The organism is Aquimarina sp. EL_43, from assembly GCF_943422735.1.
GTDB classification, from domain to species: domain Bacteria; phylum Bacteroidota; class Bacteroidia; order Flavobacteriales; family Flavobacteriaceae; genus Aquimarina; species Aquimarina megaterium.
Window position 1 is genome coordinate 701,688 of sequence record NZ_CALSBR010000001.1, and the last position, 19,044, is coordinate 720,731.

Consider the following 19,044-nt stretch of genomic DNA (forward strand, 5'->3'; position numbering starts at 1 on the left):
ATAAAATCTTTATGTTTTTGCTAGATTCTTTGCTCTTGCTCTAATTGTTGTTCTGATAAACATGAAATAGTACATTGCTAGTGCAATGAAAAAACCTGCTAATGCTACTGTAAATGGAATTTGTAACCCGTGTTGATCTACCACAATCCCTACGGAAAAAGAAGCTAGTAATACTCCCAGGTTTTGAAAAAAATGGACCTTACTGTAATCGATAGCATAAGAATTTGGTGAACTAAACTCAAACAGTAATACATCAAAACGCACTACTCCCTGAAAAATCGCCCAACCATAAATAATTCTTCCTACAATCACAATGGCCTCAACAGGAAGTCCTTGAAGTATGAGTCCAATCATTCCTAGAAATAATGCTGATATGATACTCTTATTTTTATTTTTTGGACTATACTTTGTATTGATCCACAGTGCAATTAATGCTACAAAACCAGGTATCGCATATATGCTTCCAGAAATTAATTTACCATCATAATCAGAGAGGCTTTCCCAGTATAATGAGAAAAAAGGGCGGATTAGAAAATCACTAAAATATAAGATCATCGTTACTAACCCAATCTTAAGGATAAAACCTTGGGGAATAATTTTATCCTTAGCATCAAGAGTCGATTGAGTTTCAATAATTTTATTTGTATCATATTTTTTGCTACGCAGTACATACATACTTATTCCCATTTGCATAAAATCTCCAGCGGCCATCGCCAGAAAAATATAACTGGCATCAACAAAATCTACTGTCAATCCACCAATCACTGCTCCTAAAATCCCTCCTAGATGTACAACAACAGAGAGCACTCCTATCGTGCTTGTGTGCTCTTTTTTGGTAATAATTTTTAAGATATAAGGGTATACCAAAAGATAACTTCCTTTAAATAATACCATAACCAAGGATATGATCCAGAAATTAATATAAGAGGTGGTCCAATAACAGTATAATGCTAATATTCCTGCTACACATTGCGTATACACCAAAATATTTAACTCAGCTACTTTTTTGGATACATATGCCCAAAACGGAAATGCAATCATCACCATAAAGCAAATAGCGGCAAAATAATACCCTACATATTTGGGGTCTGTAACCCCAAAGCGAGCTTCAAAAAACTGTGGATAAAAGGGGTGTAGCATATAATCGCTTACTACCGCTACCAGAGTCATGAGAATAAGGATTTTTTTTAGAGTCATTGTAGGGTTACAATTTATAGACCTCACAGGTCTTTAAGACCTGTGAAGTCTGATTATGGTTTACCTTAAAACAGGTTCCTCTATACTAATTTCTTCTTCCCGAGTCACTTCAAATTGTTGAAAAGCAATACGTTTTTCTATCGGATAATGCTCTTTTCCTGTTAGTTCTTTAATGATAAAAGAATTGCGATAGCAAGCCATTCCTAAATCTGGAGTTACGAACCCATGGGTGTGCAATTCTACATTTTGTACGTAGATGTCCTTACCTTGCTTATCGATACTATAATTGCGATGTACATCATATCGGTTTTTATCATCCCACTTAACCCGATCTGCTATACCTTCTATAAATTCTGGTTTCTGATAGGTATAGCCAGTTGCTAGTATCAATGCCTCTGTTTGGTGTCGGTATTGTTTATCTTGTTCAATTTGGTGTAATTCGAGATCAAAAGTATCGTGATTTTCATTATACGCTGCAGTGGTCAATTCAGAATTAGTACGCAATGATATCTTAACATCATTAGTCAACTGCTTGGTATAGATTAGATCATAGATATCTGCAATTAGATCTTGATTAATTCCTTTATAGAGATGTTTTTGATTTTGAATTAAATGATCCTTTTTATTCTGTGGCAGATTATAGAAGTAATCTACATACTCTGGCGAAGTCATCTCTAGAGTTAATTTAGAATACTCTAATGGAAAGAACCTTGGAGATCTGGTAATCCAGTTTAATTGATATCCCTTTGTTTCAATATCTTGTAAAAGGTCATAAAAAATCTCTGCTGCACTTTGCCCGCTACCTAAAATGGTAATAGATTTTTTGGATTGTACTACTGCTTTACTCTTTAGATATGATGAAGAGTGAAATGCTTTTCCTTCTAATTGCCTGCAACATCCCGGAACATAAGGTTGAGTCCCTGTACCTAAAACCAGTTTTCTTGCTTTGTATATTTTTAAGTCATCGGTCTGTGTACATTTTGAGGTAACAACATAATACTCTTCTTTTTCATCATATTGTATATGAGTTACTTCAGTATTAAAAAACAAGTTAGGCAGTTTTTCTATTACCCACTGGCAATATTGATTGTATTCATTACGAAGTAGTAAGAAATTTTCTTTTATATAGAAGGAATACATGCGTCCTTGTTTTTTGATATAATTCAAAAAACTAAATGGGCTGGTAGGATCTGCCAGAGTTACCAAATCTGCCATAAACGGAATCTGTAATGTTGTATCTTGAAGTAACATCCCAGGGTGCCAGTCAAACTTAGAGCTTTTGTCTAAAAAAACCCCTTCTAACCCATCAATAGGTTCGGTTAAACAAGCTAGTCCCAGGTTAAAAGGACCAATTCCTACCGCTACAAAATCTATTATTTTAGTATCACTCATCATCGTATTATTTTAATTATTTGTGGCATAGATTAGCCCTTGTTCTTTGATCATTTTAACAACCTCTATAAGGTCTTCTTTTGTCGTTCTCGGATTTAACAAGGTGAATTTTAGGTAGGTTTTACCATTTAGTTTAGTGCTGGCTACAGAAGCTTTACCCGCATTAAAAAGCGTATTTTTAATATCTAGATTCACAGTATCCAAGATTTTTTCATCAGATACACCAGGAATCTTAAACCGAAATACAAGAGTGCTTAGTTCTGGTTTGTGCGCTACTTCAAAATAGATATCATCCTTAATGATGTAATAAACTTCACGGGCTAGATGGTGTACTCTTTCTAGAAATCCTCCCAAATTTTTAGCTCCGGTTACTTTTAAAGTAAACCATAGCTTTAAAGCATCGAATCGCCGAGTAGTCTGAATAGATTTTTCAATCAAATCCGGATGTTCTTCATCCCTGTTTTCTATAGGATTAAGATAATCTGCATAGTAAGAAATATATTTAAAATACTTTGTGTCTCTAACCAGGAAGGCACTAGAGCATACTGGTTGAAACAAAGTTTTATGAAAATCGACTGTCATCGAATCGGCATATTCTACGCCATTAAACATATGTTTATGGGTATCGGTTAGCACATAACATCCTCCGTATGCTCCATCTACATGAAACCAGATATTATACTCATTTGCAATTTTAGAGATCGTTTGCAAAGGATCAAAACTTCCAAAATCTGTTGTCCCAGCTGTAGCGACTATAGCAATTGGTATATTACCTCGTTGTTTTTCTTTTTCTATAGCCTGTACCAGAGCATCTACTTTCATTTTCATCTTATCGTCTGTTTCTACAGGTATTACAGCATCATATCCCATACCTAATAAAGCTGCATTTTTTTTGATACTGAAATGTGCTTTATTTGAACAAAAAATACGAAACTTACTAACCTCATCAGACCACCCATTCTCTTTTAGGTTGATTCCATAATGTGTAAATGCGTAATGATCTCGCGCCATCAAAAGTGCCTTAAAATTGGATTGTGTACCTCCGCTGGTAAAAACACCATCTGATTCTGCAGGAAAATTCATTTCATTACAAATCCAACGAATCATCTCTTTTTCTATTAAAGTAGCAGACGTACTTTGATCCCAGGTTTCAATCGCTGTGTTAACAGATGAAGCTATTAAATCTCCTACCAATGCCGGTAATAAAACGGGGCAATTAAGATGCGCTACATAATGAGGATGATGAAAAGAAATGGCATGATCAAGAAATACATCTTTAATCTCTCGCAATGCCTGATCCAAAGATAAATTAGTTTGTGAATTTACTGAAATTCCTTCTTTGCGAGACTTAAGCATTTCTGCAGATTCTCCACTATAAAAACAGTCATTATCTAAAAAGGTTTTAATATACTGAACAGCTTTTTGGATATATTCTTCATATTCATGTTTAGAATGAGCGTCAAAAAGATAGTCAATCGCGAGGTCAGGTTTAAGGGTAATTTGAGTATCCAACATTATTATTTTTATTTAATCTAAATAAATTATAACGCAAAATTAAGTATCAATTGAAATAACTAAATGACGGAAATTGGATAAAAAATGACGTGAATATTTAACTAGGTGTTACTTAACACATATCTTATATTATTTTAAAATTTTTCAAATAAATACCAAGACAGTTTAAACATTTTTAACTCTTAAATAATTATGGTTTGAATGCTAAAAAGCTCAACCTTTCACAATCTACACCTTTGATATTAAACCGTTTAAATAATCTTTAAAATTGTTTATACTTTACCTGTCTCTATATACCATTGCTTAGATCGAAGTATTCTAAAAACTGTATTTCGGTATATAACATGTAGTAATGACCTAGATTCTAAGCCACTCTCTAGTTTAAATAGTCTGAAATTTCAACATATCTAACATCTTCTCTATCCTCATAAAAATCTTTCAAAACTGCTCGATGAGCTCCTCCTATAATAACTAAAAGTCTATCATCTTTTTGAGTTTGCATATCAATATTAGCCATAATATGAAAATTACGTTCCCACCATTTTGAAACAAACTGTACTCCAATATAAGTCGAATCGGAAACAAACTGGGCAGTTCCTTTTAAATATTGATTCTTATTTTTTAAATCTTCTTCATTTGAGTTTTTATACGCAAAGTATTCTAATAGTGTTGACTTTTTTAAACGCTTAGAATCTTCTTGATCATTTTCTTTGATACTTGATAAGAAAGTTTCAAACTTTTGCTTTTCATATTCTTCTGCATATTTCGACAATGGCCCAAAAGGAAGTGACATTTTTTGATCTATACAATAAAGCTTTTGGTGCCCTAACTCTTTGGCAAGACGAAAACCTAATTGGTCAATTTCATTAATACTTAGCGTATATATACCATTGAGATATTCTTTATAATCATCATTGAGTTTATCCTCTTTTCTGTAAGGATATTCGACCATAATTTTTGTTGGCCTGTATGTTTTAAGTGCTTCTATTAACAAACGAATTTCTTTTTGCCTTTTAGTCGACCTAAAATCATCAAGATCCATCGATGAATAATCTGAAGTAGTGGCAAAATGGAATGTACCAAATAAAGCAATACTAGGTGATTTTATTTTTTCTTTAGACGATTCTAATCGTTTAGTTTTCTCACATGACAGAAATGATAAAATAACAGAGAATACTAGTACAGAAAACAGGTTTTTAGGATTCATTAGTAACACGTTTATAGTAAAGATGTTAATTTACCCAAGTTGTTACAAAAAAAGAGAAGAATGATAAATAGCAATCAAAGAATGATAAGCAATGACTGTTTTTTGAAATAAAAATTTTGAATATTCCTTAAAACACAAGTAAGCTCTCACAAAATGCATTGATAATTATTCATTTGCTTATATAGGAATAAGTAACGAGCATTTTGTGAGAGTTTATCTACTATCTCTTTTGACTAAGAAGTGATTATTTTTTTGATTTCACGATACTCTCAATTGGTTTCCCTGCATTTTTAACAGAATATACATTTCCCATAACCGCAGCAACAGTAGCTGCTATTTGGTTGCTATATAATTGTTCGGTATTTTTTACTTCTCCAAGAGTTGTTATTCCTTTTCCAAAAGCAACAATCCATACCTGCCCTGCATCTTTTATCTTTGTTCCATGGCTCTTCCAGGTATCCAGAGGATCTGTTCCTCGACCATGATCTGTAGAGATAATAAAGACAGTATTATCTTTATAATATGCATCCTGCTGTGTAAACTCCCATAATTCTTTTATCATACCATCTGTATTATGAGCAGCTTTTAGGTAGGCTTCATAATCTCCATCATGAGCAAAATCATCTGTTTCACCATATGCAATATACACCAAGTCGGGATGGTTTTTCTTCATATACTCTACTGCATAATGATGTGTAAAAGCATCTAAACGAACCGTACCCCAAGGACTCGGAATCTGATCCTGCAGCTGGTTTAAAAATACCTCTCTTTGATTAAGATCATTTCCTGTTGCAGCTTCAAAACCTGCATTAACAGGAACCCCAGAACGATCTTCATTTACGATATACGGAAATACATCCCAGCTTCCAAAGGCAGCTACTTTTCCTTTATAACTTGGTAGATTATTTGTTATTTCCAATACTGTTTTATTTGGGTTATTTATCTTTTTATTACTATTGATATTTTTATCATCAGCAACCCCGGTTAAAATCTCATTGTATCCCGGATATGAAAACCACATATTGTTTGTTAGATCAACTTTACTTCCTGCGTTTCTATTTCCGTGTAGTTGACCCATAGCAGTGATTTTTTTCCAAAAAAATGGCATCAGAGCTTCTCTTCGATCTTTTGCTTTTGATCTCCAAAAATCTGCTTTTAACTTTGTAGTATCATTTACATACGTCTTATTTGTTACTAATAGAGAATCGGCACCTGTATAAAGTTCTTGCCAACGTAACCCATCTAAAGTGATCAAGATTACTTTTGGCGAATTTTCTTTTTGCGCATTGCCATTAACTGCAAACAAATGCAAAGCAAGAAAAACTATAAAGATTATATTTTTTTTCATCTGTTTATATGTATTATTTTAGAAATCAGATGGAATCGCATACTAATCATTTTGACTGGTATTACCTCTCTTAGTTATGCTTATTCCATCTGTTATTTTCTTATTTACTATGCTTTAAACATGATATCATTACCTTAAAACCTGGTGATCATTAGTTTTCCCACCAGCCTTTTATATTAATATCGTTGCCTCCCATTTGGGAAACTGCCTGCTCGTAGCTCTCATTATTAAGTGTTTGTTCACTATCAGGATATAAAAAACGTACGGGTACACGATCACCATTTACATTGTCTGGCCCCGGAACAATTGCCGAGGGTAATCCCGTTCTTCTGAAATCATACCAGGCTTCAAAACCAACCAAAAATGATGCTAACCATTTTTGAGTGATTATGGTTTCTAACTTATCATCATATGCCACACCAATTTGTGCAAGATAAGTATTGATATCTTGATTAACCTCCCAATATTCAAAAGATAATCTCACACCATTTTCATATGATGTTTTAGCATCTGCAGTGATCCAACCTCGTTGTGCAGCTTCTGCAATGATGAAATGAACTTCGGCTGCTTGTATGATTGCTGCTTTTACACTATTTGGAGAATCATAAAAAAAGGATTGATTTATTCTGGATACGTTACTGGCTCCACCATTAAATGTTGATGCATTATCTTCACTTAATCCATTAGTTAACCCTACAAAAAGATTAGGATCATCATCTGGGTTATCTGTCGGCTGAAACCACTTTGATAGACGCTGGTCATTAAATTGTTTCAAAACGGCCTCACTGGTTTCACTAAGTCGGTGTTCATCAAATCCCCCAATTCTACCTGTACTTATAGGCCATGAATCTATTTGTGTTGTCGCTGGATAGGGTACTACAGCATTATCGGCATTGGTAGCTATAAAAATGCCGCTATCTACTATCTCTTTCATTTCTGAAGAAACATCTACTTTGTTCGAAATTCTTAATAGATAACGTAGCCTTAAAGAGTTTGCCAGCTTTCTCCATTTTTCGAGGTCGCCTCCATATAAAACATCGCCACCAAGAATAGGCTGTCCTATTGCCAATTGTTCTTCTGCTTTTTTTAAATCCAGAAGAATTGCAGTATAAATCTCTTGTTGACTATCATATTTAGGAGTAAAGTTATTATTTTGGCCATCTATCGCTTCTGAAAAAGGAACATTTCCCCAATTATCTGTTAGAATAGAAAAGACATAAGACCTAAGGATTAATGCCATCCCTTCATAACTTGTATTTCTGGTTTCTTTTTGTAGTGAAGTCTTCAAAATAAGGTCAATTTCTGGGAGAATCCCGTAGTATTCATTCCATAATCCAGATTCTGATCCCCATTCATAACGGTCAAAACCTGTAAAATTGATCTTTGCAGTTAACTGACCTACAATATTACCTCTATCCCATCCAGATTGTGCTGCTCTATTAGCTACAGTAGAGATAACTGTAGATATTAATAAATCTGAACTTACTTCTTCGGGTTGATTAGGGTTAGCGTTCGTTTCTTCAAAATCATTAGTACAGGATAGCACTGATACTAATATTGCTAGTGTTACTATTATATATTTTTTCATCTTTATTGCTTTAGAAAGTTACATTTAGATTAATCCCATAGCTTCTAGAGCTTGGTAATGCCATATCTTCAACTCCTGGTACGATGGTTCCTCCATTAAAAGAGATCGTCTCTGGGTCAAAATGAGGGTTTTCTGTCCATAATGCTAAATTTCTACCTACCAATGACAACGACAAGCTCTTAATTATCGTTTTCTTGAGGATTTTTTGAGGGAAATTATATCCCAAACGCACTTCTCGTAGTTTTAAGAAAGAGGCATCAAATATTCCTATTTCTTCGTTACCACGATTATAGCGCCACCAATAATAATCTCGTCCCGAAAGCACTACATCATTTGGTCTATAACTTCCATCTGCATTTTGGATAACCCCTTCTGAGATAATTCCTGTTTCTCTTCCTACAGCTGTAAAATCCATCATTCCCGAAGTACCACCAATAAGGGTTGTTCTAGACATAATTTCTCCTCCCTGTCTCCAATCAAACAAGAACCCGAAATTAAATCCTTTATACGTAAAAGTATTCTGCCAACCCACAGTAAAATCGGGATTATAATTTCCTAATTTCTTTAAGTTTGGATCTCGTACAGAAAAGCCATCTTCATTATGCACTACCTGGCCAAAAAACTGACTGTTAGGATCATCTACTGTTACCAGACCTGTACCATAAATATCTCCCATTCTACCTCCGACCTGAGCTAATACATTAACATAATTAGAGGATATCTCATAAGTATCTAAATCATCAATTAAAGATTTTACTTCACCACGTGCACTAGTAAAGTTAACATTGGTTTCCCATGTAAACCCACCTTCACTTTTAATAGGTTTGGCATTCAATACAACCTCGAATCCTGTATTTTCAATTTCACCTGCATTAATAATCCTTGATCCAAATCCTGATGTATTCGATACAGGTAAGGTCAGAATTTGATTTTTTACAATAGATTTATAATAGGTTACATCAAATCCCAGGCGATTATTAAAAAATCGGATATCTGCCCCAACTTCGGTCGATGAAGCTTCTTCTGGTTTCAAATTTTCGTTGCGCAATATATCCGATGCACTCACTCGTTGAAAATTCCCAAAAGGCTCATTAAATGAGAATGTATTTCTAAGGGCATAGGGATCGGTATCATTACCAACGACAGCCCAACCACCACGAAGTTTTACAAAAGAAAACATCTCTGGCAACTCTACCATATCAGACACGATAGCACTAAGACCTACTGATGGATAGAAATATGAGTTATTGTCTTTTGGTAACGTACTGGACCAATCATTTCTACCTGTGATATCCAGAAAAAGGAAGTTTTTATACGAAAAGTTCGCAAATGCATATAATGAATTGATTTTACGGGTATCGTTAAATTGTGTTTTTGACAATGGTTCTGCCGAATTTTCAAAATTATAAATCCCGGGAACTGATAACGAGTTTGCACTAATTCGTTTATATCGGTTTTCTTCTTCTCTGGTATTACCTCCCAATGATAATCCCATTGTAAAATCTTCATTTAGTGCTTTATTATACTGCAGGAGAAAATCGGTGTTCTGCTCTTTAAAGAAAATATCATCTTCACGATACTGCCCTTTTGCAAATCGTTGCGTACTATAGGCACGTCTACTGGCGCGTAGTTCACTAAAATAATCGACACCTGTACGCAACATAAGAGATAAACTAGGTGTGATATCTATATCTACTCTGGCATTACCAAAAATTCGATTTTTATCAAACCCATTAGTATTTTCATTCAATGTAAAAAATGGATTATCGTGCCAGTTATAGTTATAATTAAACTGCTGTCTCCCTTCTAAGCCGGGTTGCCAATAGTTTCGAAGAGAATTCATATCTATCTGACGCCCAAACCAAACCCATAAATACATGATATTCTCTGTACCATAAGAGTTATTTGGTCTATTATTACTTTTACTATTAACATAGTTAACCGATGAAGAAACCTTTAACCATTTTGTTAGATTATAAGAGCCATTTAATGCATATGTTCTTCTGTCATAATCTGTATTTGGAAGAATGCCTTCACTTTCTAAATTGGTTAAAGAAAGTCTTAAATTCCCAAATTCATTACCCCCAGTTAAAGCCAGGTTTGTAGTTATCGTTGATCCTGTTCTGAAAAAATCTTCGATATTATTGGGATTAGATTTCCATGGTGTAGCAATAATTTCATCTGCAAAAGTACCATCGGGATTTCTTGGTCTTACTGCAAAATCTCCTGCTCTAAAACCACTAGTTGTTGGACTATCATGTTGAGGAATTAATTGACCATTTAAACGCGGTCCCCAGCTCTCATCAATATTATCATTAACACCGCCTCCAAATCCATCAAGAAATGCAAATTCTCCTCCTGCTCCCTGACCGTATTGGTTTTGATATTTTGGTATTCGTAATGCATTTTCAAAAGTTACATTTTGAGTAAAACTAACCCCTAATCCTTTTGTTCTTTCGGCAGATTTCGTAGTAATTAAAACGACTCCGTTTAATCCACGAGATCCGTAAAGAGCTGTTGCATTAGGTCCTTTAAGAATAGAGACAGATTTAACATCATCGGGATTAATATCCTGTGCTCCATTACCATAATCTGTTTCGAGATTTCCTTCGGCTCGATTGCTAATAGTACGATTACTTATCGGAATACCATCTACCACAAACAAAGGAGAATTATTTCCCGGAATAAGAGAACCTTCTCCACGTATTGTAATTAATGAGGTTGATCCTACACCCGATCCTCCTCCTGTTATTTGAACCCCAGCTGCACGACCAGCTAATGAGTTCGTAACATTCGTTTCTCTAGCCGTTGTAAGTTGATCCCCCTGCACTTCTTGCACCGAGTACCCTAATCGTTTTTTTTCTTTCTCTATACCCAAAGCTGTGACTACAACTTCATCCAGTGCTTCTGCAGAAGCAACGAGTTCAATACTTCCTAAATTTTTAATTTCTCCTGGATGTATCGTTATTGAAATCATCTTATCTTCAAAACCAAGATAAGAAATAGCAATACTGTATTGTCCTTCCTGAATTCCAATGATTTCAAAATTACCATCAAAATCTGTTACCACCCCTTTTTGAGTTTCCTGAAGCATAACATTTGCTCCGGGAAGCGGGGTTTGACCGTCTGTAATTATTCCCTTAATACTAGATTCCTGACCGCTGACTACCGTAGAAAAAAAGTAAAATAATACTGAAAAAAGTGTTAATGAACTTTTCATTTGTTAAGTTTAAATTTTACTAATACTAAATTTACCAGCCAAAATTGTATATAAATTTTAATATTAGTAAAATAGAAACGTTATTTAATCATTACTATAATAATGACAAATCGTAAACCTAACGTTAAAAAGATTAACTTAATTTAACCTCGATTTCTAGTTTTAAGGAATGAAGTGTTCTTTCTTAAAAAATTACTTCAAAAAAAAATAGCTGTTTAGAATGAAGTATGAATCAATCTAAAGGAAGAGTCTTGGTTATTAATTGAAATTGTGCAGCGCTAAAAAAGGTGAAGTTTTACTGAGGAATGAATACGTTGTCGTAAAAGATCAATATTTTGTAGACAGAGTAGTTTTAAAAATTACAGGTATATAACATTTGTATACCTACTTCTTTAAAAAAGTTTATAATTATCGTCGATTTCTATGTCTTCTTACATCGACAACATTAAAAATTTTGGCAACGTCTTTTAGATGCACTTCAATATCATCATAATAATCATTTAAAGAATGAAGGGTTAGTATTCCTTTTTCAACATCATGCTCAATAATTCTTTTTAAAAGAATACCTTCTTCTTTATGCACGATTACAAAATCCCATTTATTAATATGCAATTTACTACTCCAAAAATCCTGTCTCACGTCTCGACAAAGGATAAGATCACCTTCAAGATAACTTTCATAACTACCATTATCCATCGAATCTCCTTTTACCTCAAAAAACACATAATTACCTTTATATTGCCTATCTGCCAGATAAGGCATTTTTGGTAATTCTCCTACATAACCTTCATTTTCAAAACCACTTAAATACCCTGCATATGCATATTGATTTACCAAAGGAACCATCATAACATTAATAGAGTTTGATTGGACCTGCCCGGTATCATTAGTAGGCTCCATACCATGAATCATTTCGGCTGCATCATTGTTAAGTTTAATATTTTGAACCACAGCCAATAATTCTAAAGGCGGAACTTTTAAAACATCCGATATTTTTAGAAAAGCTTCTAAAGTAATAGCTGTTTTTCCTTTCATATAATTGAAAAGAGTTCCTTTCTTAATCCCCGTTTCTTCAATCAAATCCTTGATTAACTTACCTTTTTCGTCTGCTATTTCTTTAATCTTTTGTAAATCCATATTCAAAAAGTTAATATTATAAACTTTACAATTTAAAAGTATATCATACACTTCAATTAAATCAAAATATTAAACCTTTAATTTGTTTAGTTCAATATTTTAAACTATATTTGTATTGCTCACAAACAAATATACAAAAAAATGAACAAAAAGAAATTCTCACCTCTATTAAGTCCTATCAAATTGAATTATACTCCATACTATTCTATTAAAGAAGTTGAAAATTTTGAATCTTAAGATAAGCTAAAAGCTTATCATAGATCAGAATAAAAGTGTATTAAAAACAGTAATCATAAAAGAAAAATAAGTTATGGGTATTATTATTAAACACATTAAAACTATAGAACGAATAGATCAACTCACTCGTTTACAAGCTACCGGATCACCAGAACAATTGGCATCTCGTCTGGGGATTTCAAAAACAAAACTATACCGTATTATAGATCTCATGAAAGAATTAAATGCGCCTATTAATTATGATGTTTCTATACAAAGTTATGTATATGTAGAAGACGTAGGTTTTAAGTTCGGGTTCTACTCAAAAGAACAAAATTCTAATACCCAATCCCATCTAACATCAGTTATGTGATCCTTGGGTAAGTAAGTCTCATGGCCACATAGATTGCATATTTTGACACATTTTAATAATGTATAATCAAACCCATTTTTTTCAACTTATCTTTTTCAGTTTATAAATGCCTAATTTTTGATGACAGATTGTTAATTTCTGTCATGATTATTTCACTTTTAAGAAAAGTACTCTCTCTTATCAAGTATAATTGTAAACTTTCTGATTTTAAGCAACAACCATCATTTTTTCTCTTCTTTTTTATGGTAAAACCCTTGCTGTAAACTTCAAAAACACCACTGTAAACTCCTAAAAAACACGGGTTTATACCTATAGGAAATGTTCTAGTTTAAAGGTATCTTAGTACAAGAGTACATTCATGCTCAATACACCAACTCACACACACAAATCAAAAAGTAAATAGCAATGCCAATAAATTTCAACTATTTCTTTAAACCGGGGCTTTATGGATTTACAACTAAGAGAATTATATCCTTATATATAGTTATACTCTTTTTATGTTTTCCTAATCAATCATCGTGCGTGTTAGCATCCTGTCCTGTAGTGAAATTTAACACCTCTAATATTAATCCTATTGCTTTGAAAGAATTTCAACCTCTTGCTGTAGCAATTGAAACGGCAAAACTCAATACTTGTAAGATTGAAATTACTAGTTTTACCGGGGAATCAATTACTGTAGCCTTTTCGGGACTTCCTGCTAATCAACCATCAACATACAAAAATTTTATAGCTATTTGGGAATCATCTGTTATTCCCTGGACAGTAGAGCCCTTAAAAATGATAGAAATAGGAGTTAATACTCAAAGTGGCACTGTTACTATTGATGGCCTTACTATTACATACAACAGCTATGTAGTGGGATACGGGGTAGGTTCTGGAACAGGAAATATTTGTGCTAGTGCGATTCTGGGTGCGGGGGGTATTAAAGCACCGCTGTCTAATGTACATATTGGAATTGAAAATTTAGGGCAAACTTCATTATCTGTTTTCTATCAAACTCTTTCAGGTTACCTGCCCAAAAAAAACGGAAATTGGGTTGGATTATGGAAAGGCTACGCTTCGCCATATAACCTACCTCCTGATGCTCTTATTAAAACAAAAATAGATAGTTACTCTAATCAAGGGATTGTAGCGTTAAACAACCTATCGCTAGGTCGAGATACAGAATATACCTTAATATACTTTATGGGGGCAGATAATACTACCGCTGCAGCCATCTTAAATTTTAACACAAGTGATCCGGCATCGGATAAATAGATACATTTTTAAAACCTAAAATTAACATTTAAATCTAAACAATTATGAGTACTGCAACATTAGAAAAACAAGGAAAATCAACAACGGTATTAACAACAAAAATTGAGATTACTACCATTACGGCCAACTCTCTTGACATTACTTATGATACTCTTTCGGGGAATCAACCAAATACTTTTGGAAACCAAGTAGTATTATGGCAGAATAGTAACGAGATTCCATTTGGTACACCACCACTTCAAAGCAAGATCATACCTAGTAATACTCAGGCAGGGTCGTTAAACTTTGATGGTTTGGATCTTAACAACAATAGCTATATTGTTGGGTATGCGGTTGGTCCTACATTAAACGACCCTGCACAGACCTATGGAAACATTTGTTCTTCTTCATTTATTCCTGCTGCTGGACAACCAAGTGCTACTAATAATTTTGAAGGAACAATCGTTAACGTAAAACCTGGTACAACTAGTGTATCTTTTGGTTTGGAAAATTTCCCAAATCAAATCGATCTTAAAGGTAATGGTTCATGGGCAGCTATCTGGCAAGCAGGAGCTCCTTCTTTCTACGCTCGTCCGTTGTCTGCGGTTCAGATCACCAGTAACAATGGCGGAGCTTTTAATAATGTAAATATCGGTAGAGGTCTTACCTATACCATAGCTATTTTCATGAGTGGGTATAATCCTACTGGAAACAGTAATCAGGAAACTATGGCTGCTGCCTATACGTTTACTAATTAATAACTCAGGTTAATAATTAGTATCTCCTTTACACTATGATTAGGAGTAAGCATTAATTAATGTGTTCAGATAAGTAAAGGCCTATACACATAGGTCTTTACTCACCTGAATGCTAACAACTTTACTCTAGTCATTTTCAATGCTTTTTTGTCTAAAAACAAATTAGTAGTGCTCTTATATTCTCTTAAAACAAGGAAAAGCTTATCGCTTTTATCCATCTTAATTAGTTAGACATGACAGTTTTCTCTAAGAAGTTTATCAATCAGTTATATATCGCTGAAAATGCAGCAGATGACCGTGGTTTTATTGCTTTTGTTACACCAGAAGGAATAGATCCTCCCGATGGTACTATTTACTTAAAAGATGCTCTGAGCAATGCCTATTATAACGGAAATTTTGTGTTTTCTGCACAGGCACCTTCTATTGAAAATGAAGCAGATGCCGAAATTTTTGTAAAAAACATAAACGAGTTAATCTCCTCTAGCTCTGCCAATAGAGCTATGATATGGCTCGAACAGATTGATATTAATGAAATCGACAAATCTAACACATCTCTCATGGGGCTTAGTGCAGACGGTTCTAATTTAAACACAGGACTACAGGCACCTCTTACCTCGAGCTTAAATCTTACCATACAAAACGGGATGGGACTCATCTTAGATGAGGCTTCTAGTGTAATTACTCTTAATGGCAACCCAGGTAATCTGGTTATCAATTTTTCGGGAACTTCGGCTCCAAAAACTATTCCTACCAAAATAGGATATATCGATTTCTCAGGAGAGTTACGTGGCTGTATACGCTTTTCTAATTTTTTTATTAATAGACTTTCCCTTTTAAATGATCTAAAATGGGGATTTCAATACTTGTTTCCAGAAGAAGAAGGTGATGAAGATTCATTATCAGAATGGCTACCATTAGCCCAAAGCACTCCTGCAGGAGATTATCTTGGTTTTAGTGTTGCAATCGACCCTTCTGATGTTACGAATGAAGCCTTTGATCCTTGCCCGAATGATGATTCTTCTGTATGTAATATCAATACAGCATACAACTCAAGAAGAACCTATTTCAACTTTACTGGTAAAAACAGTGATCAAAGAGATACTACCCTAGACTCGTATTTTACTTCTAACTATGGAAATGAAATAATACTGCTACCTAAGCAAGAATCTAACAATATATACAATGCTCGCCTGGTAATTTCTACAGGTGCTATAAACGATAATAGTAATACAGAAGAATTTCATTTTACTCCCGAAGGAGATTTTGAAATTGAATTTCAAAAAGAAACAACTACTGGTGAATACTACATGATGTGCGGCCTACAGGGTACAGAATTTTTCACCTTAAGTCAAAAAGGAGATACCATTCGTTTTATTTCTAAAAATGCAGCATTGGCACCTAAATTCCCTTTTGAAGCTGCCTCCTCTGTAAAAGCACCAGAATCACCAACAGCTCCTTTATTATCTCATACAAAAGAAACCGCCTGGGCAACTATACTAAACACTTCTGGTAATACGGTCACCTATGTATCTCAACCAAAAGGATCTGCTCTTTTTGGAGAAGGGAGCTCTTCCTATAAATATCAGGACTTATTTATTCATAATAATTTAGGCTTTACCTATAATGCCGATAATACAACCTTATTTCCGATAGTTCCATACCTGGGATTAACTGTAGGAAACGGAATCACTTCTTTTTCCGAATCAGACACAGAAACATTTGAAAGTCAAATCATTAGTCAAACTCGAAGAAATAACATCGGAAAAGCAAGTACGAATACGTCATTACTATCAGCAAAACAAATGGTAAATAAAAACGGAGTAACTCCCACTACTTCTACTACTCCGTCAGGGCTTTTGGCCACTACAACACAAAGCGGAGGGCAAACCCTATGGAACGAAGTTTTCTTAGGTCAGAATACAGACCATAGTGAAGAGTACAAACTAGAGTTTTTAAATCCAGAAAACGAACTGGTCGAAGCACTACAAACCAGTGATCTCTTTTTAGTCACTGCAAATTCAAAATATTTAGGAATACTAGGCGAAGAAGACCCTCTAACAGCTACATTTAACAACATCATGAGTATTGATAGTTGGGAATTGCAGGCCAATGTAGGGCAAGGAAGTGAATACAATAACTACAAAAATATTATGATCATTAAAGGGCGTAAAGGCAAATTATATGATCCTAATCCTGACTCAGAAATCAGTGCTAAAGAAAGCCTGGTTGCTAATCCAAAAAAATGGACGCAACGCGATCAATTTGGTTCTCCGTCTACCATTAATTCTGAAGGAGTGCAACAAGATCCAGATGCTGATCAATTAATCATACTATCACAATGGTTGCAATCCTATTTTAAAGAAACATACGAACAGTCTGACAACGAATATTTCTCTAAGTTTAATGAAATTGCTACCGATGAAAACTGGACCGGTATTCTGGTACTACGAATGGATATTAAAGAAATTCCTACAAATCTTCAAGGTATTATGGCTGGGATTACTAATCCCGAAGCATTTAATGCACATCATTTTGCAGTAGAAATAAGCCCAGTAAAAAAAGGAGATGCCAAAAATACAGGGGCTGTTGTTGATCAATCCAGTACTATGTTTGGTTTGATCTATTATGTAGATCCAGACTTTAATGACACCACCAATCCGCCAGAAACCATCTCTCCCACCACTGCAGACACTTATGATTTTAGGCTACTCTCGCTAAAAGTTTTATTTGAGAATACCGCTGTAAAAAACTTTGAAAGCTATTCTCAATTAACCATCAATAAACTTTTTGATAGTGATGTATTGAGTATGGGAAATCCCAAGAATATTTTCAAAAATATTTTGCTCAAAGGTAGTTTTCAAATTAATAACGGGAATGCAGTATATAGTATGGGTAGTGTTGAGGATAATATCTTTTTGTTTGACAGTAATATCTATAATAAAATAGAAATCACTAATGTATTATTAACTACACGAGACTCCCCTAAAGAAGGGTATGACGAGTCCTGGTTTAGTATGCAGGGATTCATTGATTACAAAATCATTGAGAATACAAGTGATGCAAAAAATGTAACCAATTTTGATATTTTCTCTTTCGGAAGCCCGGATAATGATAACCTCACTCCAAGAACCGGCCTTAATTTCAGCAATCTTGGGATTTCTATGATTTATGAAATTGAACATCCACAACAAAATAAATCTCTGAATTTTGATGCAGGAGAAATCACCTTTGATATCACTACCAGTACTGCCAGAAGCGAAAGTTTATTTATCAATTTTGCATTGGATCTAAAAGGTTTAATTATCGGAAACAGCGAAAAAAGCCCTCAGGACAAAGGTTTCTTAACTGTAATCCCCGACGTTAGATTATCTGGAGTCGATAACTCTGCCTGGTATGGCTTAGATTTTAAACTAAATATGGGAACTCCAGGAGAACTGGCAGGCAAAGTAAGTTTAGATTCTTTTCTACTATTAAGCTGGACACCTGATAGCACAGGAGATACTTATAATGCCAATATTGGTATTTCTCTACCAGGTACTGGCGGTGGAGCAAAATTGATTAGCCTACAATCGGTACTTAAACTCTCGATAGGACAGCTTCGATTAGCTTTTGACGATAGTCAGAAATCGTTCCTTCTTATGTTTACCCAAATTGCTTTAAAGTTTTTAGGCTTACTTAAAATTCCGCCTAATGGTTCTTCTTTATTTTATCTGTTTGGCAATCCTAATTCTGGAGGAAAATCATCTGGATTAGGCTGGTATGCTATGTATAACAAAGATGATCCAAGCACTGTAAAAAGCTTAAAAAGCAATAAGAAAATAGCGACACTAGCAGAGTAGTACAGACATGACATTTAT

At 34.3% G+C, this 19,044-nt stretch carries 12 protein-coding genes; 4 read left to right on the forward strand and 8 right to left on the reverse strand.

Going from position 1 to position 19,044, the window contains the following annotated elements; genetic code table 11:
• Positions 1-9: 9 nt before the first annotated feature.
• The 8 genes from NNL09_RS03240 to NNL09_RS03275 form a co-directional block, all read right to left on the reverse strand.
• Positions 10-1,197 carry an MFS transporter gene (locus NNL09_RS03240; RefSeq protein ID WP_231389144.1) on the reverse strand — a complete coding sequence of 396 codons (1,188 nt, stop codon included), beginning with the start codon at positions 1,195-1,197 and terminating at the stop codon, positions 10-12.
• Between the two features lie 60 nt (positions 1,198-1,257).
• A complete protein-coding gene (locus NNL09_RS03245) occupies positions 1,258-2,589 on the reverse strand; it encodes a lysine N(6)-hydroxylase/L-ornithine N(5)-oxygenase family protein (protein WP_196909101.1) in 1,332 nt (443 codons plus the stop codon).
• A 12-nt stretch (positions 2,590-2,601) separates the two neighbouring features.
• The gene (locus NNL09_RS03250) at positions 2,602-4,104 is read right to left on the reverse strand and encodes an aspartate aminotransferase family protein (RefSeq protein WP_196909102.1); all 1,503 of its coding nucleotides are present in this window, start codon (positions 4,102-4,104) and stop codon (positions 2,602-2,604) included.
• A gap of 376 nt (positions 4,105-4,480) precedes the next feature.
• A complete protein-coding gene (locus tag NNL09_RS03255; protein WP_196909103.1) occupies positions 4,481-5,311 on the reverse strand; it encodes a DUF5694 domain-containing protein in 831 nt (276 codons plus the stop codon).
• A gap of 244 nt (positions 5,312-5,555) precedes the next feature.
• Positions 5,556-6,659, reverse strand: a complete 1,104-nt coding sequence (locus NNL09_RS03260) for an alkaline phosphatase family protein (protein WP_196909104.1) — start codon at positions 6,657-6,659, stop codon at positions 5,556-5,558.
• Positions 6,660-6,810: 151 nt separating this feature from the next.
• Positions 6,811-8,247, reverse strand: coding sequence for a SusD/RagB family nutrient-binding outer membrane lipoprotein (locus tag NNL09_RS03265; protein ID WP_196909105.1), 1,437 nt, complete (start codon positions 8,245-8,247; stop codon positions 6,811-6,813).
• Between the two features lie 10 nt (positions 8,248-8,257).
• A complete protein-coding gene (locus NNL09_RS03270) occupies positions 8,258-11,467 on the reverse strand; it encodes a SusC/RagA family TonB-linked outer membrane protein (RefSeq protein WP_196909106.1) in 3,210 nt (1,069 codons plus the stop codon).
• Positions 11,468-11,875: 408 nt separating this feature from the next.
• A complete protein-coding gene (locus NNL09_RS03275) occupies positions 11,876-12,604 on the reverse strand; it encodes a S24 family peptidase (RefSeq protein WP_025663007.1) in 729 nt (242 codons plus the stop codon).
• Positions 12,605-12,914: 310 nt separating this feature from the next.
• Between NNL09_RS03275 and NNL09_RS03280 the strand changes: the two genes are divergently transcribed.
• The 4 genes from NNL09_RS03280 to NNL09_RS03295 all read left to right on the forward strand — a co-directional run bounded on the left by NNL09_RS03280 (position 12,915) and on the right by NNL09_RS03295 (position 19,026).
• Positions 12,915-13,193, forward strand: coding sequence for a hypothetical protein (locus tag NNL09_RS03280; RefSeq protein ID WP_025663008.1), 279 nt, complete (start codon positions 12,915-12,917; stop codon positions 13,191-13,193).
• Positions 13,194-13,598: 405 nt separating this feature from the next.
• Positions 13,599-14,450, forward strand: a complete 852-nt coding sequence (locus NNL09_RS03285; protein ID WP_152538229.1) for a hypothetical protein — start codon at positions 13,599-13,601, stop codon at positions 14,448-14,450.
• Between the two features lie 44 nt (positions 14,451-14,494).
• Positions 14,495-15,187, forward strand: a complete 693-nt coding sequence (locus NNL09_RS03290; RefSeq protein ID WP_196909107.1) for a hypothetical protein — start codon at positions 14,495-14,497, stop codon at positions 15,185-15,187.
• Between the two features lie 233 nt (positions 15,188-15,420).
• Positions 15,421-19,026: a hypothetical protein gene (locus NNL09_RS03295; protein WP_196909108.1), complete on the forward strand. Its 3,606-nt coding sequence runs from the start codon at positions 15,421-15,423 to the stop codon at positions 19,024-19,026.
• The last annotated feature ends 18 nt before the right edge of the window (positions 19,027-19,044 follow it).